Source organism: Paenibacillus sp. 11B (assembly GCF_030487755.1).
GTDB lineage: Bacteria > Bacillota > Bacilli > Paenibacillales > Paenibacillaceae > Paenibacillus > Paenibacillus vandeheii.
Genome location: NZ_JAUKNS010000002.1, coordinates 602,331 through 624,737, shown reverse-complemented (window position 1 = coordinate 624,737; position 22,407 = coordinate 602,331). Strand labels below are relative to the sequence as shown.

20 protein-coding genes are annotated in these 22,407 nt (G+C 46.0%); 15 read left to right on the top strand and 5 right to left on the bottom strand.

What is annotated here, in order from left to right:
* Window positions 1–223: 223 nt before the first annotated feature.
* The 11 genes from Q0V21_RS11155 (at window position 224) to Q0V21_RS11105 (ending at window position 13,318) form a co-directional block, all read left to right on the top strand.
* Window positions 224–1,327, top strand: a complete 1,104-nt coding sequence (locus tag Q0V21_RS11155) for an NADH:flavin oxidoreductase (RefSeq protein ID WP_079344250.1) — start codon at window positions 224–226, stop codon at window positions 1,325–1,327.
* A 374-nt stretch (window positions 1,328–1,701) separates the two neighbouring features.
* A complete protein-coding gene (gene nagZ, locus Q0V21_RS11150) occupies window positions 1,702–3,030 on the top strand; it encodes a beta-N-acetylhexosaminidase (protein WP_301878901.1) in 1,329 nt (442 codons plus the stop codon).
* Between the two features lie 74 nt (window positions 3,031–3,104).
* Window positions 3,105–3,809 carry a response regulator transcription factor gene (locus Q0V21_RS11145; RefSeq protein ID WP_301878900.1) on the top strand — a complete coding sequence of 235 codons (705 nt, stop codon included), beginning with the start codon at window positions 3,105–3,107 and terminating at the stop codon, window positions 3,807–3,809.
* Window positions 3,806–4,792: a sensor histidine kinase gene (locus Q0V21_RS11140; protein ID WP_301878898.1), complete on the top strand. Its 987-nt coding sequence runs from the start codon at window positions 3,806–3,808 to the stop codon at window positions 4,790–4,792. The genes Q0V21_RS11145 and Q0V21_RS11140 overlap by 4 nt, the downstream gene beginning before the upstream one ends.
* A gap of 287 nt (window positions 4,793–5,079) precedes the next feature.
* On the top strand, window positions 5,080–5,850 hold the full coding sequence (locus tag Q0V21_RS11135) for an ABC transporter ATP-binding protein (protein WP_094936769.1): 771 nt from the start codon (window positions 5,080–5,082) through the stop codon (window positions 5,848–5,850).
* Complete coding sequence (locus Q0V21_RS11130) at window positions 5,825–7,783, top strand: FtsX-like permease family protein (protein WP_301878897.1); 1,959 nt, start codon at window positions 5,825–5,827, stop codon at window positions 7,781–7,783. Before Q0V21_RS11135 ends, Q0V21_RS11130 begins: the two co-directional genes overlap by 26 nt.
* 137 nt (window positions 7,784–7,920) lie before the next feature.
* Window positions 7,921–9,351: a 4-hydroxyphenylacetate 3-hydroxylase family protein gene (locus tag Q0V21_RS11125; protein WP_301879543.1), complete on the top strand. Its 1,431-nt coding sequence runs from the start codon at window positions 7,921–7,923 to the stop codon at window positions 9,349–9,351.
* A 218-nt stretch (window positions 9,352–9,569) separates the two neighbouring features.
* Window positions 9,570–10,277, top strand: coding sequence for a response regulator transcription factor (locus tag Q0V21_RS11120; protein ID WP_024633809.1), 708 nt, complete (start codon window positions 9,570–9,572; stop codon window positions 10,275–10,277).
* Window positions 10,255–11,706 carry a HAMP domain-containing sensor histidine kinase gene (locus Q0V21_RS11115; protein WP_079344255.1) on the top strand — a complete coding sequence of 484 codons (1,452 nt, stop codon included), beginning with the start codon at window positions 10,255–10,257 and terminating at the stop codon, window positions 11,704–11,706. The genes Q0V21_RS11120 and Q0V21_RS11115 overlap by 23 nt, the downstream gene beginning before the upstream one ends.
* Window positions 11,707–11,806: 100 nt before the next feature.
* A complete protein-coding gene (locus Q0V21_RS11110; RefSeq protein WP_024633811.1) occupies window positions 11,807–12,886 on the top strand; it encodes an AI-2E family transporter in 1,080 nt (359 codons plus the stop codon).
* A gap of 33 nt (window positions 12,887–12,919) precedes the next feature.
* Complete coding sequence (locus tag Q0V21_RS11105; protein WP_079344256.1) at window positions 12,920–13,318, top strand: Asp23/Gls24 family envelope stress response protein; 399 nt, start codon at window positions 12,920–12,922, stop codon at window positions 13,316–13,318.
* Window positions 13,319–13,399: 81 nt separating this feature from the next.
* Here Q0V21_RS11105 and Q0V21_RS11100 read toward each other — a convergent pair whose 3' ends face one another.
* Entirely contained in the window at window positions 13,400–14,245 is an 846-nt protein-coding gene (locus Q0V21_RS11100) for an AraC family transcriptional regulator (protein WP_301878896.1), read from the bottom strand.
* Window positions 14,246–14,448: 203 nt separating this feature from the next.
* On the opposite strand from Q0V21_RS11100, the gene Q0V21_RS11095 reads away from it, so the two are divergent.
* The 3 genes from Q0V21_RS11095 (at window position 14,449) to Q0V21_RS11085 (ending at window position 18,688) form a co-directional block, all read left to right on the top strand.
* Complete coding sequence (locus Q0V21_RS11095) at window positions 14,449–15,453, top strand: aldo/keto reductase (protein WP_079344258.1); 1,005 nt, start codon at window positions 14,449–14,451, stop codon at window positions 15,451–15,453.
* Window positions 15,454–15,732: 279 nt separating this feature from the next.
* Window positions 15,733–17,343, top strand: coding sequence for an acyl-CoA synthetase MbcS (gene mbcS / locus Q0V21_RS11090; RefSeq protein ID WP_079344259.1), 1,611 nt, complete (start codon window positions 15,733–15,735; stop codon window positions 17,341–17,343).
* A 100-nt stretch (window positions 17,344–17,443) separates the two neighbouring features.
* Window positions 17,444–18,688 carry an aminopeptidase gene (locus tag Q0V21_RS11085; RefSeq protein ID WP_079344260.1) on the top strand — a complete coding sequence of 415 codons (1,245 nt, stop codon included), beginning with the start codon at window positions 17,444–17,446 and terminating at the stop codon, window positions 18,686–18,688.
* A 91-nt stretch (window positions 18,689–18,779) separates the two neighbouring features.
* On the opposite strand, the gene Q0V21_RS11080 is transcribed toward Q0V21_RS11085, so the two are convergent.
* Complete coding sequence (locus tag Q0V21_RS11080) at window positions 18,780–19,244, bottom strand: AraC family transcriptional regulator (RefSeq protein ID WP_079344261.1); 465 nt, start codon at window positions 19,242–19,244, stop codon at window positions 18,780–18,782.
* Between the two features lie 351 nt (window positions 19,245–19,595).
* Entirely contained in the window at window positions 19,596–20,228 is a 633-nt protein-coding gene (locus Q0V21_RS11075) for a nitroreductase family protein (RefSeq protein WP_079344262.1), read from the bottom strand.
* A gap of 139 nt (window positions 20,229–20,367) precedes the next feature.
* Between Q0V21_RS11075 and Q0V21_RS11070 the strand changes: the two genes are divergently transcribed.
* A complete protein-coding gene (locus Q0V21_RS11070) occupies window positions 20,368–20,607 on the top strand; it encodes a hypothetical protein (RefSeq protein WP_024633819.1) in 240 nt (79 codons plus the stop codon).
* Window positions 20,608–20,773: 166 nt separating this feature from the next.
* Here the strand turns inward: Q0V21_RS11070 and Q0V21_RS11065 are convergent, their stop codons facing one another.
* Together Q0V21_RS11065 and Q0V21_RS11060 are read right to left on the bottom strand one after the other, a co-directional pair.
* Window positions 20,774–21,547 carry a M15 family metallopeptidase gene (locus Q0V21_RS11065; protein WP_079344263.1) on the bottom strand — a complete coding sequence of 258 codons (774 nt, stop codon included), beginning with the start codon at window positions 21,545–21,547 and terminating at the stop codon, window positions 20,774–20,776.
* A gap of 243 nt (window positions 21,548–21,790) precedes the next feature.
* Window positions 21,791–22,153 (bottom strand): iron-sulfur cluster biosynthesis family protein, encoded by a 363-nt coding sequence (locus Q0V21_RS11060; protein ID WP_079344264.1) that lies wholly within the window; start codon window positions 22,151–22,153, stop codon window positions 21,791–21,793.
* Window positions 22,154–22,407: the final 254 nt, after the last annotated feature.

Below are 22,407 nucleotides of genomic sequence, written 5' to 3'. Positions count from 1 at the left end.
TTCTTAGAAGAAGCTACATCAAGCTTGCTCTATTTTTGTGTTCAAAAGGCCAAAAAGGCCGTTAATGTTATTTGTAAAAATTTGAAAATAAAAATCAGAAACTATAATATAGAAAGGAGATATCTTAATCGACTCCTGAAAAACATCTGTGTAGTTATACAATAGCATGTGCTAGAACGTGTACATGTTTTCTTCCAATCTGATCGTAAAGGAGCAATACACAATGAATGTACCGACAGCTTTGTTTAAACCATTTACCTCGGACAAGCTCACCCTGTCCAACCGGATCGTCATGGCGCCCATGACTCGTGGATTTTCACCCGAAGGCGTACCCGGACCAGAGGTCGTGGAATACTATCGTCGCAGAGCAGCCGGAGGTGTAGGGCTGATCATTACCGAAGGAACAGGAATTAACCACCCTTCATCCATTAGTGGCGCAAGCATTCCGCTGTTCCATGGCGAAGAATCGCTGGAGGGTTGGGCGAATGTAGTCAAGGCAGTCCATGCGGCAGGTGGCAAAATTATGCCACAATTATGGCATGTGGGCACAGCCCGACGTTCAGGCGATCTGCCTAACGCAGAAGCTGAGCCAGTAGGTCCATCGGGACAAAGTATGGCAGGTGAACCGGAGAGAGAACCGCTGACAGAGGACGAAATCAAGGGTCTTATCCAGGCGTATGCACAGGCAGCAGCCGATGCACAGCGCATCGGTTTCGATGGTATTGAGCTTCACGGAGCTCATGGTTATCTGATTGATCAATTCTTCTGGGAACACACCAACCGTCGTACGGATAAGTACGGAGGCGATCTGGTGCAGCGCACGCGTTTTGCTGTCGAAGTTATTGAAGCATGTCGCGCTGCTGTAGGTCCTGACTTCCCGATCATGCTTCGTTTCTCCCAATGGAAAATGGGGAACTATGACGCACGTTTGGTGGAATCACCAGAACAACTGGAGCAGTTCCTTGCACCTCTGACGGCTGCAGGAGTAGATATTTTCCATTGCTCAACACGTCGTTTCTGGCTGCCGGAATTCGAAGGCTCAGAGCTGAATTTGGCAGGCTGGACACAGAAAATAAGTGGCAAACCGGCGATCTCTGTTGGATCGGTAGGGCTTGAAGCGGAATTCGTTGATCGAGGGAATGAAAACCAGGGGGCTGGCGATGCTCACCTGGATCAATTGAACGAGAAAATGGAGAAAAATGAATTTGATTTGATCGCATTGGGGCGTGTACTGTTGAGCGATCCGGAATGGCCGAACAAAGTTCGCGAAGGACGCCAGTCCGAAATCGTACCCTTTACAACAGAAGTGTTGCAAACACTCTATTAAGAGAACTTTTAAAAAATGTAAGAACAAACGCCAATGGCAACAAAAACTGAAAACAAACGTGAAGCCGCCGAAGGGCGGCTTTTTCAACTTCCTTCCATAATAATTTCATCATATGAAAAATTCACAATAGAAAACCGTTTTTCGCACCGCTGACACCTTTTCTCATCTCCCTCAATCACACACGCCCAAAGTAATAACACCATGAAATACCACACTTTAACCTCAAAAGGGGAATTTTTTTGTGTTATTCAGACTACGTCTTCATCATTTGTGCGCGAGCTGTCTCCATTTTGAAAATGAAGCACCTTATGATAAGGTTATGCCTGAACCATATTCAGTCTGAATGACAACAACGCTTAAGGAGGATGACATCCTTGTATATCCATAGTCGCAATTCAAAAAACAAACACATAAACACGCTTCAAACGCTGTTCCTTCTATTCGGAATACTCCTGCTTTTATCTGCATGTGGGCAGTCGCAGAAGCCTTCCTCGTCAGAGCAAAGTAACCATAATACCGGAACGAAGACAGATGCGAATTCAAACGCAGGCGCAAATGATCAGGGTGATCAGCAGAATACAGTGCCGCCGCAGGAGGAGAAAGATCCGGTACAAGAGCAGCTCGATCAATTGTCTTTGGATGAGAAGGTTGGACAAATGATTCTCGCAGGTGTTCAAGGGACCACTTTGGATGCCCAAGCGAAACAGATGATCATGGATCAGAAGGTGGGGGGCATTATTTTCTATGCCAATAACGTCTCAACCCTTCAGGGGACAGCAACGTTTGTGCAATCCATTAAGGATGCCAATCGTTCCAATCCGGTTCCGATCTTCATGAGTGTGGATCAGGAGGGTGGCAAAGTGAGTCGTATGCCGGAAACGGTAGAGTCCATTCCTTCTAATGGGAAAGTGGGTAAGACGAAGGATGCTGATTTGGCTGAAACGATGGGTAAATTGTTGGCAAGACAAATTCAGCTTGTTGGCTTTAACGTTGACTTTGCTCCAGTGCTGGATATAAACAGTAATCCGAATAACCCGGTAATTGGGGATCGTTCATTTGGAAGCTCAGCCAGTCTGGTGTCGCGAATGGGTATAGCCGAGATGAAGGGGCTGCGCAGCGAAGGAATTATTCCTGTGGTGAAGCATTTTCCCGGTCATGGGGACACGTCCGTGGATTCCCATCTGGATCTGCCTGTCGTGAACAAAACAGAAAAGCAACTTGCCGAACTCGAATGGATTCCGTTTGAAGCTGCGGTGAAGGAACAAGTGGAAGCGGTTATGGTAGCTCATATTCTGTTTCCGAAACTCGATCCCGACCATCCGGCCTCCTTGTCCGACGTCATCATCGGTCAACATCTACGTGGCAAATTCAAGTATGACGGTGTGGTCATCACAGATGATCTGAGCATGGGCGCAATCGCGAAAAATTACAAGCTGGACGATGCCGCCGTGGCTACGGTTCAGGCAGGGAGCGATATTCTGCTGGTAGCTCACAGTTATGAGAGTGCCAAGACCATTTTTGATACGTTGAAGAGCGCGGTGAAGTCAGGGAAGATTTCCGAATCTCGCATTGATGAAAGTGTCTATCGAATTCTGGCGTTGAAACAGAAGTATAACTTGTCTGATAAGAAGCAGTCGTCTGGAGATTTGAAGCAGCTGAACGCTGACATTCTGGATTGGCGCAAGCAGGTCGATGCCCGATAGTACCCACCTGTGTTATGATTTTGGAAAGAGAATCGCATATTCCATTATGACAGGTTAGAGGTGAGACCTTTTTTATGTATACAATAATGATTATTGAAGATGATCCGAAGATTGCGGGTCTTCTCAAATCCCATATCGAGCGATATGGAGACCGAGCTGTAACGGTTGAGGATTTTGAACAGGTTGTCCGGCAGTTTGAAGAACTGAAGCCTCATGTTGTGCTGCTGGATATCAACTTGCCAAGTTACGATGGGTTCTATTGGTGCCGCCAAATTCGTTCCATTTCCACATGTCCGATCATTTTCATCTCGGCCCGGAGTGGCAAGATGGATCAGGTCATGGCGCTTGAGAACGGTGCGGACGATTATATTACGAAGCCGTTCGAGCATGAAATTGTCATGGCCAAAATTCGTAGTCAGCTGCGCAGGGTGTACGGCGACTATGCTGCAAGTCATGAAGAACGCAAGGTGGAATTGGATGGACTGACGGTCTATCTGGAACGGTTGGAGATGCAGTTGGGTGACCGCAAGATACAACTGACTAAGAAAGAAACCATTTTGCTGGAGACGCTGCTGCGGCGCAGTCCCAAATTGGTTAGCCGTGAAACCATCTTGGAAAAGCTGTGGGATGATTCCTTTGTGGATGATAATACACTTAGCGTGAATGTGACCCGAGTGCGTAAACGTTTGACTGAGCTGGGAATAACAGATGCGCTGGAGACGGTACGAGGTTCGGGTTATCGACTCAACAGTAATTGGAAGGCATCGTCGCCCTCATGAAGTTGTTTATCAAAGAACATATCGTATTGACCTGTTGGGTTATCGTTGTGCTGCTCACTGTCGTTGCGGTCTTCTGGTACGACGGCTATGACCATTGGTTAACGGCCACGTATGCGGTATCTCTGGGGTTATGCCTTTACGCAGGTTATCTCATTTATCGTTATCTGTCCCATCGCATGTTTTATTCCCGGATGTCCCAACGAATGAATGATTTAAAAGAATTTGTTCCACTGAATGAGCCCGCACCTTTGCCGCAGGCTTTGGCGGAACTGCTGGATTCGCAGTATGGTCATTACCATGTCCATCTGCATCGTTTGGAACAGCGGCAGCAGGAATACCTGACATTTATGAACCAATGGGTACATCAGATGAAGACACCGTTGTCCGTCATTGAACTGACGGTTGAGGATCAGGAGGATGAAGATCCACGGTTCATTAGCATCCGAGAGGAAGCAGACCAGATGAGGCGGGGCTTGGAAACCGTGTTGTACGTGGCGCGGTTGGAGACATTTGAACAGGACTTCATTGTGGAGCCGGTATCACTCAAGGCTGCCGCAGAAGAGGCCATTCATGAACTGAAACGCTTCTTCATTCGTAACCATGTGTATCCCGAGATGGAAATTAACTCTGCGTTAATGGTCCACTCGGATGCCAAGTGGATTCGGTTTGTCCTTGTACAGCTGTTATCCAATGCCATCAAGTACTCTTCTGGCAGCCACGGGCAAAAGGTCACCATTCAGGCTTACGAATCCGCACGGTCCATCATCCTTGAAGTGAAGGATCAGGGTGTGGGCATTCCAAAGTCTGATCTTAACCGTGTATTCCAGCCTTTCTTCACGGGAGAGAATGGACGTCATTTTAAAGAATCCACGGGTATGGGACTGTATATTGTAAAGGATGTACTGACACGGATGAATCATCGAATTGATCTGGCATCGGTTCAGGGAGAAGGGACAACCGTAACCATTACATTTGAAACATGAAAACTATATTAGCAGGATGCAAATCAAAACGGGAAGACGTCTGGTACCCCTCAACAGGTATCGGCGTCTTTCTCTGTTCTACATAGAAGAGGGCTTTTTTAATCATGAGTGATAACGTAACCTTACAATAATGTCATGAAGATGAAAGGTTAATCCATAGGAGAATAGTCGAAACTTCGATAGACTGAAGTCAGAAAGTAAGAGAACGACATCGATTGGCAATGATGTTCAGCCCAACTTATTTTAATTCAAATTCAAATTCAAATTCGAAAAGGAGCCATCAACCTATGGAGATATGTTCAGTAAAACAGATTAGCAAAATTTATAAAGGAGTCGTGTCCTACGAAGCCTTGTCAGGTATTGATCTCAGTATTCAGGAGGGCGAATTCGTTGGCATTATGGGTCCATCAGGCAGCGGCAAAACAACGTTGCTGAACATGATTTCAACTATTGACCACCCAACTTCAGGAGAATTGCAGATTGCAGGAAAAAATCCGTTTGAACTGAATCATGATGAACTGGCCTTGTTCAGACGCCGAGAGCTGGGATTTGTATTCCAGTCGTTTAACCTGCTCAATACACTCACCGTAAAAGAAAACATTGTCCTGCCGCTCACGCTCGACGGAGTATCGGTTGAAGAGATGAATGAACGTGTTGATCGGCTCGCAGAGAAGCTCGGTATTGCAGATCTTCTGAACAAACGTACGTATGAAATTTCCGGCGGTCAGGCCCAGCGGACAGCGATTGCACGAGCTCTGATTCATTCTCCCAAGCTGGTTCTGGCAGATGAGCCAACAGGAAATCTCGACTCGAAGGCAGCGCGGGATGTAATGGAAATGCTGGAACGCCGCAACCAGGAAGATCGGGCCACCATGCTGCTGGTCACGCATGACGCTGTTGCTGCAAGTTATTGCAGCCGGGTTGTATTTATTAAGGATGGGCGACTGTACAACGAAATTCATTATGGAGATAACCGATCGACGTTCTATCAGCGAATTATCAACGTATTATCCCTGATGGGAGGCTCGGGTCATGAATTTTCGCCAGTTCGCCATTAATAATGTTGTTCGCAACAAACGAATTTACCTGGCCCATTTTCTGAGCAGTACGTTTTCGGTCATGATCTTTTTTACGTATGCACTGCTTTTGTTTCACCCGGATCTGAAGGAAGGATTAAAAGGTTCAAGTAATACAGTGACCATGCTTGCGAATCAGGGGTTTTTGATTGCAGAGATCATTATTTTCATCTTTTCGTTTCTGTTTCTGCTCTATTCCGTAGGTTCATTTCTAAAGACGCGTAAAAAGGAATTTGGCATATTTCAAATCATTGGCATGACTCGTAAACAGATGAACCGACTGTTATTTATGGAAAACATGTGTATTGGTTTGGCTGCCATTGTGACAGGCGTTGGATTAGGAATGATCTTTGCCAAGCTAATCCTTTTGATCTGCGGTTCCATGCTGGCTGTGGAAGAAAGTCTGCGTTTCTATTTTCCAGGAAAGGCTATTGCACTTACTGTCGGAGCATTTTTAATTCTGTTTTTTGTGATTGCGTTGACCTCATCCCTGCTGATGCGAAAAGGGTCATTGATTGACCTTGTAAAATCAGAGGAAAAACCGAAACCTGAGCCTAAGGCTTCACGTCTATTAGCACTACTCTCCGTCATACTCATTGGGGGTGGATATGCGGGTGTATTTACCTTTGTATGGATCACATTCTCCTTCCCTTTGCTGGTCGGCAGCGTTGTTTTGGTTATTGCAGGCACGTATCTGTTATTCACCCAACTTAGTGTATATGCCATTCGGGCGCTCAAAAGCAATAAGCGTTTGTTTTTCCGCAAAACGAATTTGCTATTTCTGTCCGAACTTACCTATCGAATGAAAGATAATGCGGTCATGTTTTTTATGGTAAGTGTGATCTCGGCTTCCGCCTTTACGGGCATTGGCACAATGCTGGCGATCGCTGATCCGGGCTTGTCATCCATGACGAATCCATATGCGTTTACTTACCAAAATTCATGGAATACATTTAGTGCAGAACGCCACATCAGAAAGATCGAAGAGACACTCATTGATCATGAAGTTCCGTACCAGAAAGGAAGTTATATTCCGCTTACGGATAACGAGGGCAACTATATGATCAAACTCAGTGAGTATAATCATCTTGCCAAGGCTTTAGGTTATAAAGAGCGAACGTTGGAGAATACCAATGACTCGTTTATGACTCCAGGTAATCTTACAAGTCGTAAAGCATTACGTGCAGAGGCAGGAGAGGGTTCCTCTCAGAATAACTTCGATTTGTGGGTCGGAGAAGCTCATGAAAAGGTTCGGTTAACAACACCTGAAACCGAGATCGTGATCCCGGCTGAATTTACAAGGGACGTATATGTGGTATCCAATGAGCTGTACGATAAAATGAATAAGGAATTTAAGAATGCAATCCAAGCGGATGAAAATTTTTATTTCGATAGAAAAACTCAATTTGTTGTGACCGATTGGATGGGAACGCGGAAATTTGCGCCTGATCTGATCGAATCCATTCAAAATGACTCGGGTAGTCAGGGCTACTTCGAGCTCAGCGCTCTCGTACTGGATTGGCTTAATTCCAAACAAACCAATGGCATCATCCTTATTCTGAGCGGCTTGATTGGCATCGTCTTTTTCACCTTTGCTGCAAGCTTTACCTACTTCCGGTTGTATGCGGATCTGGAACGGGATGAAGAGCAGTACCGCATGATTGGCAAGATGGGACTGAGTCGCCCTGAGCTTCGTAACATCGTAACCAGACAGCTGCTGTTAATGTTTTTCCTGCCAATCGTCTTGGCCATTATCCACAGCTCCGTTGCCTTTGTTGCATTGCAGCAGTTGGTAGATTTCTCAGTCATGGGTTATACCTTGCGTATTTTCTTGGTATTTGCATCCATGCAGATTCTGTTCTTCCTGCTAGTACGCTGGCGCTATTTACGTAACATGTATGCCAAATTGATCTGATATAAATCTACTACAAAAGGCACCGGACCTTAGGTTCGGTGTTTGTTGACTTTTTCCTCCAAAGCAAAGTACTATTTCGATAGATACAATATGTATCGTTCCGGCTACTGAGAAGGAGGATTACATTGAGCATAACGATGTCTCGTGGACAAGCTTATCTGCAACGGTTGAATGACGAACGCAATGTATGGCTGGATGGAGAACGTATTCGCGTTACGGAGCATCCTGCCTTCCGTGGAACCTTGCACACGATTGAAAGTTTGTTCAATCTGGTGGACGATGCGGATACGCGAGAAACAGTGGCTTATTGGGATGAGCAGACGGGGGGATATGTACATCAGGCTTTTCGTGTACCTCGAACTTCGCTGGATATCAACAACAGGGCGGCAGCCTTTCGATTGTGGTCTGATCGCACCTATGGGGTCATGAGCCGTCTATCGGATTACGCTCGATCCCGCCTGACTGGATGGTATGCCACGCGTGACGCCATGGCTGTATACGACCCGGCATTTGGAGGTAAAATCGCTGCCTATTATGAAGAAGCTAAACGAAAGGATGCCTTCCTGACCATTGTTCAGCGTGACCCGCAGATTAATCGCGCTCTGCCTGTAGGGGAAGATGAAGATGCCATGCTCCGAATCATGAGTACCAATACAGAGGGGGTTGTCCTCCGGGGCGCCAAGATGGTGGCAACTGCGGCTCCATATGCGGATGATATCATTGCATATCCAATTCAGCGCATTCCCGGACATCGCCCAGAACTGGCGCATATGGTTATCGTTGCAGCAGGCAGTCCAGGTTTACATATGGTATGTAGAGAATCTTTTGCTGCATCAGACTTAGATACCGCTCATCCGCTCAGTATGCAGTATGATGAGATGGATGCTGTATTATTTTTTGACGACGTATTCGTACCATGGGAGCGCGTACTGCTGCATAACAATCCGGAAGCGGTATGGCAGATTCGCTGCAACGCAGCATCCTCCAGTCTGGCTTATCATCAGAGCATTATTCGGCTGCATTCGAAGCTGGAATTCATCACAGCTATCACGTCTTCCATTGCCAAGGAGATTGGAGTGGATGCCTTCCTGAACGTACAGGAACAGCTTGGGGAAATGATTAGTCAGATGCACACGATTGAAGGACTCATTATTGCCTCCGAGGCACAAGCTGCGCCGGATGTTCATGGGAACTGGCTCCCATCATTCAAATATATCGAAACAGCCCGCAATTTGGGGAACCGTTATTATCCACGCGCTGTTGAGATTTTGAAGACAATCGCCGCCGGTGGTCTCATTCAGATCCCTTCCGGGAATCTGGAGCTGCAAAATAGTATCAGCCCCATGATGAACAAGTATCTTGGCGGTGTAACGATGCAGGCAACGGAGAAAATTCGACTATTCCAGCTCGCCTGGGAGCTGACGGGAAGTCCTTTGGGAGCCAGACATGATCTGTATGAACGTTTCTATGCCGGCGACCCGGTACGCAATCGGGCGAGTCAGTATATGCAGTATGACAAGGACCGATTATATGCACGGGTTGAACCATGGTTACATAGCAAGGGATGAATGAAACTGAAGAAACGCTGCTTATTTTTCTTTGGATTTAAAGCTCTGGCCTGATGCCCGGGCTTTTTATTTAGGTTATCTTTAGAAATGGTTTAGATTGAATTAAGAGACGTAGTATATAGTAGTAACGTATAGACATGTGAACCAAAGGAAACTGAAGTACGGATACGAATTCGAATGAGAACTGAATTTATTGAAATAGGAATGAGAGGATTCGCATGAGATACACACTATTAATTGCAGATGACGAGCCCGAAATTGTGGAGCTGCTTCAGCTGTACCTGGAGAAGGACTACAACATTGTGACAGCCGTTAATGGCGTAGATGCGCTGCAGTGTATCCGTTCAACTCAGATCGATCTGGTCATACTGGATATTATGATGCCCGTGATGGATGGACTGCAATTGATCAAACAAATCAGGTCCACACACCATATGCCTGTTCTGTTCCTGTCGGCCAAAAGCCAGGATCATGACAAAATCCTTGGACTCGGATTAGGTGCCGATGACTATATCTCCAAACCTTTTAATCCCTTGGAGATTGTCGCCAGAGTGGAAGCTTTGCTCAGAAGAGTCAATCAATTTGATGCACCGGACGTGCCTGCTGCCAAAGAGTTAAATCTTGTACTCGGTGAGCTCAGGCTTGATCGATCTCAATGTATCCTTTTTCGCTCCGGGAAGCCTGTGACGTTGACCTCTACAGAGTACAAAATCGTGGAGCTTCTGCTGGAGCAGCCAGGCCGTGTTTTCACGCGTAAAAAAATATACGAAGCCGTCTGGGGAGACTATTACGCGCACGAGGACAGCACGATCATGGTACATATCAGTAACATTCGGGAGAAGATCGAGCGTGACTCCAGGCAACCGGAATATTTAAAAACGATAAGGGGACTGGGATACAAAATTGAAGCGCCCATGGAAAGCTAGAGAAAAGAGACTATTGCAAACGTCCCTGACCCTGGACTTTTTGCTGTTCAACTTCTTTTTATTACTACTGGTAGCCATCGTGTACATTATCATTACGCTGGATGTGGTCGATTTCCGTATTTCGGACCAGGTGGTTGATCCCGATCTGAATGTGGAGGCGCACGTGTATGTGACCGAACTGGAGAACGAAGAGCTGTCCGGTAGTTCCAATGAGGCCAATAATACAGAGATTCAGCGTCTCAAGGATAGCGGAGGATGGATTGAAGTGCTGGATGCGGATCGCAGGGTCATTCGTTATATCGGGGACAAGCAGGATACGTTCACTCAATACAGTGAAGCCGAGCTGTATGAAGGACTCGAAAACCGAAATGAACAGCCTTACTACTACTCCATTAGTCCGCTATCGACAGATGGAACTGCTGAGTACGTTTTGCTAAAGATTCCGCGTGAGTTGGTCAGTGTGCGAATTAACGATAATCAACTGATTACCAATTTGAAGCATCCGTTATCGTTTTACATTTTGATTGGAATCGGGTTGGTCTTGCTGCTGATATTTGTATACAGTTATTGGGTCGCCCGAAGAATCAAAAAACCGCTGAGTATTCTTTCTCTAGGTCTTACCCAGATGATTCAGGGGAATTATAGTACACGCATGTCTATCTCGGCTGAGAGGGAATTTGTCCAGATTGGTGAAACCTTCAATTATATGGCGGACGTTATTGAGAATACATCTGCGGAGAAACGATATGCGGAAGAGAGCAAACAGCGACTGATTGTGGACCTGTCACATGATCTCAAGACCCCGATCACGAGTATTCAGGGGTACGCTCAGGCTTTGGTGGAAGGGCGGGGGGAAGACAAGGACAGACAGCAGCGATATCTGGGATATATCTACAACAAGTCCGTCCAGGTCGCGCGTATGATTCAGAATATGCTGGAATTGCTCAAAGTGGATTCACCTGACTTCCGTATGCACATTCAGCAGCGGGAAATCGGCGAATTTGTACGTGAAATTATGGCGGATACGTATGGGGAGATTGAGCAGAACCATTTTGGCCTGCATGTGCTCGTCCCTGATGAAGAGATCTATGCAAGATATGATCCGGAACTGTTGTCCAGAGTGATTCAGAACCTGATCACGAACGCTTTGTCCTACAATCCACGGGGAACCGAGCTGCGTGTGGAGTTAATTCCACTGGACAACCACGTGGTTATTGAGGTCGCTGATACCGGTGTGGGTATCCCTCAGGAATTGTGGGCAACCATCTTTGATCCATTTGTCCGAGGGGATGAGGCGCGTTCGGGAACCGGAGGGACTGGGCTTGGACTGGCGATTGCGCGGCGGAACACCGAGAAGATGGGTGGGCGATTAACACTTTCCCGGCGCGGACAGGAGACGACAGTGTTCACTATACAGATTCCGAAATAAAGAGCCGACATAAAGGATAAGGGTGACATAAACATTCTGTCATGCTGATCGCATTTTGCAAATTACTCATATAGAAAAGGTTAAGTGGAGGGGAAACTTTTTGTTCAAAGTAAATTCGTTTGTACGTTTCAGTATTGCACTGGCACTGATACTGATTAATATCTACCTGTTATCACGTGTCAGTTTCATTTTCCAACCGCTTGTTACCATGATTACGGTGATTACTGTGCCGATGATGCTGTCCGTATTCTTTTATTATCTGCTGCGGCCACTCGTCAATTACATGGAAAAAAAGAAGCTGAATCGCACACTTAGCATTTTGCTAATCTATCTGGTGTTTGGTATACTGTTCGCCCTGTTTATTATAGGACTATGGCCTTCTTTACGTGAGCAGCTGGTTAACCTGGTAGAAAACGCACCAAATCTGCTTAATTCACTAAGTTTACAGCTCAAAGAGCTCGAACAGAACGGTGCCATTACGGCTTTGTTCCCGGAAGGATCGACCCCGTTTTCTCAGATTACGGATTACATTAACAAAGGCTTCACTTTTGTAACGAACTATGTAAGTGGATTCTTCTCACTCATATCCAGCTTTGCGATTGTTCTGTTCACCTTCCCGATCATTTTGTTCTACATGCTGAAGCAGGGAGAGAAGTTCGGTCGTAAGCTGGTGCACATTGCACCCAAACGCTTCCAAAAAGACAGCCGTGAAGTCGTACTTGAGATCGATCAGGCGTTAAGTGGCTTTATCGTGGGACGAGTGCTCGTGAATCTGGCTCTGGGCGTGCTGATGTATATCGGTTTTCTGATCATTGGTCTCCCGTATGCACTGTTGTTAACCGTGATTGCGGTCATCATGAACTTTGTTCCGTTTATCGGGGCGATCCTGTCTTCCGTTCCTATTGTCATTATGGGACTGGTGGTATCCCCTTCGGTTGCAATCTGGTCACTCATTATTATTCTGGTAGCACAGCAAATACAGGATAATCTGGTTGCACCGTATGTATTCGGCAAAAAACTCGATATTCATCCGCTGACCACCATTATATTGGTGCTGGGTGCAGGGGATCTGGGTGGAATTATTGCCATTCTGATTATCATCCCTGTCTACATGATCGTTAAAATTATTTTGGTTCGAATCTACCAGCTATTCTTCAAGGACAAATGGCAGAATGCTTAAACATGGATAACTTATATAAAAGGAGTGGAAATCATGTCTGAAATCATCCCACAACCATACACTGAACCTGAGTATATTGAGCCGCAATCTGTTCAAATGGGCGCCATTCATATTTCCAACGATGTTGTATCCAAAATTGTCGGCATGGCCGCTCAGACGACCGTAGGAATATCCTCCATGTCGGTTGGGCTTACCGAAGGAATCGCCAAGAGCATCAGCGGGAAAAGCTTGCAAAAAGGGATTGATGTGGCGATCAAAGATGATCAGGCATCCATCCAGCTGCGAATTAATGTTCAGTATGGCAGCAAGATGCATGAAGTCTGTCAGGAGCTTCAACATAATGTGCAGCAAGCCGTGGAGCAATTAACAGGCATTATGGTCAATGAAATTAAAGTGCAAGTGGTAGGCGTAACCATGCAGGAGCAGATTTAAAACAAAACGAGTAGAATGAATGGAATCCAGCTATAAGCAGGTCATCATATCCTGTGTAAAAATAAAAACAGCACCTTTCCATTAGCTGCATAAATGGGAAGGTGCTGTTTTGTGTTTGCGATAATACGTGGGGGCTTCGCCCATGACTTTTTTGAACATTTTCGAGAAAAGCAGCTGGTCGGCGTATCCAACGGAACGGGAGATATCCCCAATGGTCAAAGCCGGGTCCAGCGTCAGTTCAGCCGCTCTGCGCATTCGGTAATTGACCAGATACGACTGAATGCTGGTGCCCATCTTGTCTTTGAAGAGGGAGCACAAGTAACTGCGCTGTAACCCAACATGAGACGCAATGGACTGTACGGTTATGGCGTTGGCATAATTAATCTCAATGAAATCCATGACCTGAGTGACATAGTTTTCTTTCGTGTAATCTTGAAACGGAATAGGTCTGTCCTCACTGGCCCGATCAATCAATATGGAGAAAAACTGAAACAGCAATCCCGTCATGCTGATCTCCCATCCTTTATGGGTATTACGAGAGCTGATCATGCGGTGCAGACAGGAGCGCAGCTCGTCATCGTCATTGCCCAGCTCAAAGATCGGATGGTGCTCAGACAGGCAGGCCTGCTGCAATAGCGAAGGACAGGTGCTTCCTTGGAAAGCTACCCAGCTGTACTCCCATGGGTCAGCCTGATCTGCTTCATAATGAACGACAGAATGGGGGACGATGAGAAATCCCTGTCCTTTGCGCAGCTCAACCTTTTTTCCTCCAACTTCAAAGGTGCCTTTTCCGTCCAAAATGTAATGGATTTTGTAGTAGTCCCGCATGGCCGGACCAAAGTAGTGACCGGGTGCGCAAGCTTCTGTGCCGTAATGAAGGAGCTGCAGCTCCTGAAAGTGATTATTTTTGCACAAATATGTAATCAAGGCTATCCACTCCTGTTATGAGGTCGTTATACCTTGCATTTTAACATATAAAAGGTGAAAAGGAATCGTTTTATGAATATCATTTGCTGAAGATAACAATCATTTTTCCATATCGTTGTAGTGAAATGCCATATCGTTTTGCTTTGGAACTGTCTAAGATGAAAGGGTATTCAATTACTTTTACAGGAAAAGAGAGAATAACGATGCCCTATACTGCGAATGAACAACGATACAGTGAAATGAAGTACGCACGCTCCGGCAAAAGCGGAATCAAGCTACCGCAAATTGCTCTTGGCCTATGGCAGAACTTTGGTGGAAATCGTACCCTTGATATTCAGGAAGAGATGATTCTGCGCGCATTCGATCTGGGAATTAACCATTTCGATCTGGCAAATAATTATGGTCCACCTCCAGGATCAGCTGAAGAGAATTTCGGTGTCATTTTCAAAAAACATCTGCGTCCTTATCGTGACGAACTGCTCATCTCGACCAAGGCAGGTTATCATATGTGGAACGGTCCTTACGGCGAATGGGGTTCCCGCAAAAACCTGATTGCCAGTCTGGACCAAAGTTTGGATCGTATGGGATTGGATTATGTAGATATTTTCTATCATCACCGTCCAGATCCGGATACACCGCTCGAAGAAACGATGACTGCGCTGGATCATATCGTTAGACAGGGCAAAGCGCTGTATGTAGGTTTGTCCAACTATGATGCTGAACAGACGAAGGAAGCCGTTACTATTTTGCGTCGTCTCGGTACGCCTTGTCTCGTTCACCAGCCAAACTATTCAATGCTGCATCGCTGGATTGAGGATGGATTGCAGGATGTGCTGGATGAGCACGGTGTAGGCTCGATTGCCTTCTGTCCGCTTGGCCGCGGTCAGTTGACGAATAAATATGTGGACAAGCTCAAGGAAGAGCGTACCAACCCAACAGGCAATTTGAGAAAAGAAGCTTATACGGACGAACGAATCGCCAAGTTCGAAGCACTTCAGACGGTTGCCGAGCGGAGAGGCCAAACGATCTCCCAGTTGGCACTGAACTGGATTTTGCGTGACAACCGGGTTACCTCAGCCCTGATCGGTGCCAGTCGTGTGTCTCAGATCGAAGAAAATGTAGCCGCCCTTCAGGCACCAGACCTGACGTCGGAAGAGCTGAATGAAATCGAAAGCATCTTGGATGGCATCGGAAACTATGCTTGGTAACTTGTAACGGAGAGATATGACTTTTGAGATTCAGAGTCATGTCTACCATGGGAAAATATAAAAACTATGCTATTAGATATATTGGGATAACTAAACGTGTCTTCCTGTAGTCAGGAGGACACTTTTTTTGTCTTACGAAACATTCTTTATTTTAGGAGAGGTACCTTAAAGGGCATCATTTAATTGACCTATGTTTATTTTTTTTCCTAAACTAGTTCATATCATAGCACCAGGTCCTAGGATTTAGGGTATAATATATAGATGCTATACATTTGAAATATGAAGGAGAGGCTCCATTTGAATTTTCAACAGTGGATTTCGCCTGAAACTTATAACCTGACATCCGAGATGGAGAATCACCCGTCGGATCGGGTTGCACTTAGATGGCTGAGCGATCATAAAGAATTGGAAGAGATCACTTATGGTGAGTTATTAAAGCAGGCAAATCGTCTTGCTGGAGGTTTGCGTGGTCTTGGTTTGGAGAAGGGCGACCGGGTGCTGGTCATGGTACCACGCCGGATTATTGCCTATGTCATTTACATTGCCTGCCTGAAACTGGGCATTGCAGTTATTCCTTCTTCCGAGATGCTGCGTGCGAAAGATCTGGAGTATCGTCTCCGGCATTCCGAGGCGCGGGCTGTCATTGTCTGGTCCGAGACGACCGCTGAAGTTGAAAAGATAGATGCAGATTTGCCAGCATTGGCACACCGCATCGTTGCTTCACCCAATGGTGATGTTCGCGTACCTGGAGAAGGCTGGGTTAACGTACACCAGTTAATGCAAGGCCAATCCGATACGATGGCTGCGGTGGAAACCCATCGTGACGATATGGCCATTCTCGCATATACCTCGGGTACAACCGGGAATCCAAAAGGGGTAGTACATAGTCATGGGTGGGGATATGCCCATTTGCGGATCGCTTCATCGTTATGGCTGGATATACAGCCTTCGGATACGGTCTGGGCAACCGCAGCACCTGGATGGCAAAAATGGATCTGGAGTCCGTTTCTGTCCGTACTCGGAAGAGGGGCGACCGGACTCGTCTACAATGGATCCTTCCAACCCAAGCGGTATCTGGAACTGATGCAGGAGCATCATATCAACGTCCTCTGCTGTACGCCGACGGAATATCGCTTAATGGCCAAGGCAGACGATCTTGGTAAGCATGATCTGTCCGCGTTGCGCAGCGCCGTGTCTGCGGGTGAGCCGTTGAATCAGGAAGTGATTGAAATTTTCCAACGTCACTTTGACCTGACAATCCGGGACGGATATGGACAAACCGAGAGTACACTGCTGATCGGCAGCTTGAAGGATGCTCCCGTACGAATCGGTTCGATGGGGCAGTCGATTACACCAGGCCTCATTGAGATCATCAATGAAGAGGGACAACCTGTACCTGCTGGTGAAGTAGGAGATATCGCGGTGCATAAGGACATGCCAGCCTTGTTCCGTGCCTATTATCAGGATGAGGGACGGAAGGAAGCGAATCAGCGTGGGGATTATTTTGTAACTGGGGACCGCGCACGCAAAGACGAAGAAGGCTACTTCTGGTTTGAAGGACGCAGTGATGATATCATTATCAGTTCGGGATACACGATTGGACCGTTCGAGGTGGAAGAAGCGCTGATGAAACACGACAGCGTGAAGGAATGTGCGGTTGTGGCAAGCCCCGATGAGATCCGTGGTAACGTAGTGAAAGCATTTGTTGTGCTGAGAGACGAGTCTCTCGCTTCACCAGAACTGGCGCGTGAACTGCAAAACCATGTGAAGGCATGGACAGCACCATACAAATATCCACGCAAAATCGAGTTTGTTGCCGATCTGCCGAAAACAAACTCCGGTAAAATCCGCCGCATCGAGCTGCGTGAGCAGGAAAAACGTAATGCTTAAATCATTGTGTGTAATCAAAGAGTTGGAAATGTCAGCATAAGTAGTGAAGGGGAAGGAATCGACTAAACATTCAAAATATGAATTAGGAGTGAACACAACCATGAGTAATTTTGAACAAACCTTTGAAAAGTCGTTGGAACAATACGCGGAGCTGGTTGTCAAAGTCGGTGTGAATATTCAGAAAGGGCAGGATCTGCTCGTAACGGCACCTATCGAAACACTGGAATTCACCCGCCTGATCGTGCAAAAAGCGTATGCGGCAGGCGCCAAGTATGTACAGGTTGATTTTGAAGACGACGATATTACACGCAGTCGTTTTCAACATGGCTCCGATGACAGCTTTGACTATTACCCGGCCTGGAAGGCGGAAATGATGGAGAAGTTTGCAGAAGCAGGCGGAGCAACCCTGACGATCAAAGTACCTGACCCTGAATTGTACAAAGGCATCAATTCTGACAACGTTTCGCGTGCAACCAAGGCGGCGGCTCATGCACGACGCGGATATTCGAAATATACACGTAACCACGAGATTAGCTGGTGTCTGATCAAAGCGCCAACCAAGGCATGGGCGAACAAAGTGTTTGCCGACATTCCTGAGGAAGATCGGATTAACGTTATGTGGGAAACCATTTTCAAAATGAACCGTGTCGATGGCGGAGACGCAGTACAGAACTGGAAAAAACATCTGGACACCCTGAATGCCATGAGTGATTTGCTGAACAAGAAAAACTATAAAAGCCTGCACTACCGCGCACCAGGAACAGATTTGAAAATTGAGCTCGTGAACAATCATATCTGGGGAGGCGGCGGTGGCGAGAACAAGCAAGGTGTGTATACCGTTGCGAATATGCCGACAGAAGAAGTGTTTACCATGCCGAAGCGCAGTGGAGTGAACGGATTCGTCAGCAGCACGATGCCACTCAACCTGAACGGACAGCTGGTAGACCAGATGAGAATAACTTTTAAGGACGGACAGGTCGTTGCTTTTACAGCAGCTTCGGGTGAAGAGCATCTGAAAAATCTGTTTGCCACCGATGAAGGTGCACGCTACCTTGGAGAAGTGGCCCTCGTGCCGCATGATTCCCCAATCTCTAACTTGAATCGTATCTTCTATAATACCGGTATTGACGAGAATGCATCCTGCCATCTGGCTGTCGGAAGTGCATATCCGTTCAATATGAAAGATGGTACGACGATGTCTAACGAGGAATTGCTGAAACATGAATGCAACGTCAGTCTGACCCATGTAGACTTCATGATCGGCTCCGCAGAGCTCGACATCGATGGCGAGCTGCAGGATGGTACAGTAGAACCTGTATTCCGCAAAGGGAACTGGGCATTTTAATTGGTAAATCATCTGTAAAAAGACAAAAAAGTGACTTCAACATTGAAGTCACTTTTTTTGCGTATGCGTATTGCACTAACTTTGCATTAGCTTATTGTAACTTTACGGGTACGCATATTTCGCAAACATCCAGAGGAAGGAGATCACCCGTATATCTTTCCAATATGGGTTTGTTGTCCATTGTGTAACCGCTACTCTCTAAATACGGGAAAATCTCAGTCCACGCTTGCTTCACATCTTCTGCGGTATGTTTGACTTTGCAAACCAGATACTGCCCGCCAGGAAGCTCAGCTTCTTCAAGTTGGGGAGTCGATTCATCCAGACAATAATCCTCCGATATGACAATACAAGCATCATACCTGCATTGAGAGGGGGGCGTGGTTTCCGGGTTGTCCTGGGGAATGCCGAACAAGATGGCTGTTTCCGTAAGCAGGTTTTTGGATATAGCCCAGTTCTTTAACGTTTCCATAGCCTGGCTGTTCGCAGGGCCATAAGGACCCACTTGTCGTACATAGGCAATTCGGGATGTTGGCAGGTTTTCAATGTGGAATTCCATTGGTTTTCCTTCCTCTCATTACGGTTATGGGGTACATTTCGAATGCTATCATGGTATAAAAAAATATTCATATATATTTTTGACAAAAGAAAGATCGTAGGACTTTATGTCTGGGGAGAAGAATTGTAATGGATATTACCAGAGATCTTACCGACGAACTTTTTAAACAATGGGTGCTGGTGCATCTCTGCGATTATCGAGGTTATATTCAGTCTAGCGACATCGATACCGTTACATCACTGTCAATCGCGTTATGCATCGTTTGACGATAAAATTGAAATGTCTGAAACGCTTCATATATGAAACGTATAAAAGCCACGAGATCGTGGCTTTTTGGTTTGCATCTTTTCGTTATTCGGCATGCATTTTGTTAAAGCTGACATATTCGTTAATCGGTTTGCGGTATCCGCGCGGACGTTGTTTGGCGTCTGATTTTTTACCGATCGTAATTAGCATGGCAGGTACATAATGGTCGGGAATATCCAAGCTACGTTGCAACTCTTCAGCGTCGAAGCCAATCATGGGGCAGGTGTCCCAACCACGATCCTGAGCGATCAGCATCAATTGCATCGCTGACAGGCTGGCATTACGAATTGCATCTTCCCTCTGGAAGAACCTTCCCCGCGTTTCGTAAAATTCGATGACGCTCTGCGATTCTTGCTCGTATTGGAACGGAGTAAGCGCGCCAAGGTTCAGCAGGCCCTCATTGATTGTGCGTATATGATGGTGTGCGTTGATATCGCCGAGGACAACGATGACCGCAGAGGCGGTTTTCACTTTATATTGCTGTGAAGCTTCGTATACTTTCTCTTTCTGGGTCGGGTCCGTCAGCACCAGATAGTGCGTATGCTGGAGGTTAAAGGCGGAAGGTGCGAATTTGTTCAGGGCAAACATTTCTTGCAGTTCCGATTCTGGAATCTCAATTCCTTCTTCAAAAATAATGGCGGATCTGCGGTTTTTAACTAGGTTCTCCAGTTCACTCATGGTTGTTTCCCTCGCTTATGTATGATTTAAACTGACTATAACACACTTAGTTACTTTATGTAAGTATTATTTAGTATTATTTTTGAATAAGACAAGATCTGCCTGCCATACGATAAAAATAAAACAGTAGAGGTGATTCATGAAAACACTCCTTACAAGGTATAGGGAGGGGAAGTCCAGAAATGAGTTTCAGGTCTATGTCATCGAATCCTCCACACTAAAACGTTTTTTAGTGGTGGAGATGGTGCTGGGTACCCTTGCGTACAATGTTGCACTTTATCTGTTTCATAATGCACTTCTTGCTGGTGTGGGTTCTTGGGCCGGAACGGAAAGCGTAAAGAGACTGCCAGTCGTTTTCAGGAAAATTGTAGGTCCTTAATCTAAAGAAGAATGATATTTGCTGCTTATTTATGTAGGTGTAGATGTGGTGCAGGAACGAAAGGCCCGATCCCGGGCCCCATCCTGTAAGCTCATCTATTCGTTTACATACTATAGTCATATGAGAGCGGAACGAATGTTACTTAATTGTTCAGGTTCCTGGTCTTTTATTTGGCGCGCTCCAGGTACTGTTCGAGTGTAAGGTTCTGGCTCGTAATTTCCCCAGCAATATACACACCAACATAACGCACATGCCATGGCTCATAAGAGTAGCCTGTCAGTTTCTCCTGATCTTTGCCATAACGTATGATGAATCCGTATTTATGTGCATTGGCTTTCAGCCATTTGCCTTCCTTGGTGTTCCCAAAGCTTTGCTGCAAGTCATATCCCGCTGATGCGCTGGAGATATCCATTGCAAGGCCGGTCTGATGTTCACTTTGTCCAGGACGAGCACTGGTTTTATTGGCAACAGCTTCGCCTTTGATACTCGCATTTCGATCGAAAATGGATTTCTGCGTCGCATAAGAGCGATAGCCGGACACAGCCTTAATATCAATGCCGTCTTTTTTTGCTGCTGCGAACAATTTCTCAATCGCGGTAGCAGCCACTTTACGCATTTGCTTTTTCGGACTGGAGCCAGAGAAACTGAATGGGATATTAGGAACAACCAGATCCTGAGGGGCATAGGTCGAAGGCAGATTTCTCTTTTTATTCACAAGCACAACTGTACTTGATAGATTCGTCACCGTTGCCAGACCACCGCTCGTTTTGATTGTACGTCCAGGTGCATTATCTTGCAGGAATTGAGTGAAGCTGGAGCTGGCAGCAGATGCGACCGGGTTCATCTCATTCGTGAAGGGCAGTGTTGTGAATGCTGAGCCTGCTACGACAGATCCTATGAGTATCGTGGATACGATAGATTTACGTGTGAAAGATTTCATGATGTGTGTTCCTCCTCGGGTTATATCAATCTCGTGCTTTGCTATATACCGAGTATACTAGAGGATTATATCCATAGATTCTCCAATTGTTTCCGAGTTGTAAACAAAGTTTGCGAGATTCATAGTTTTTAATGTTCTGTCGAGAAAAAAACACGAAAAAAGACTCTGCACCTTGGGTGCAAAGTCTTTGTGTGCACATAGATGCGAATCAAGTTCTCGTCTTACTAGAAAAGAAACTGTGAATTACAGCTCGCACGAAACAGAATTGCCGGAGCTTCCAGCAGCCACTGCGCGGGCATCCCGAACACGGACATTGCTGCTGAGTACGCCGGAATCGCTGCTTAATTTGAATGAAGGGTAGTTGGGTTCCGTGTCCAGCTTCATGTGCTGCTCCAGGTTCAACTGTTGCTTCGGATCGACATAGAACGGCACCAGATTGGTTTCAATCTGTACATCCAGAGTTTCGGGTTCATCCACGATGAGTATGGCAATAATTCCGTTACAGCCACAACCTTCCATGTCATAGATCACTTTGAAATAACCGGGCTGATCATTCAGGCTTTCAGTCAATCGCGCAGCAGCCAAATCTGTAATTTGAATATGCATATCGCTACACTCCTTTATATGTTGGCATGATCGTAATGGTAATTGGATAAAACGAACTTCTATAATCATTATACCACTCTGTCAAAAACCAAAGCATTTATTTTCTTGACTGATCAGTCTGGAAAGTGTACTTTCCTTTTTTATGATGTCCCCATTCATTATAAAAATATTGGAAGGAAATACTGCATAATAATAAGAAGATGGTGCCTGGATGCCCGTCTTTTTTGTTGATTGTTCAACCTTTGGAGGTATCC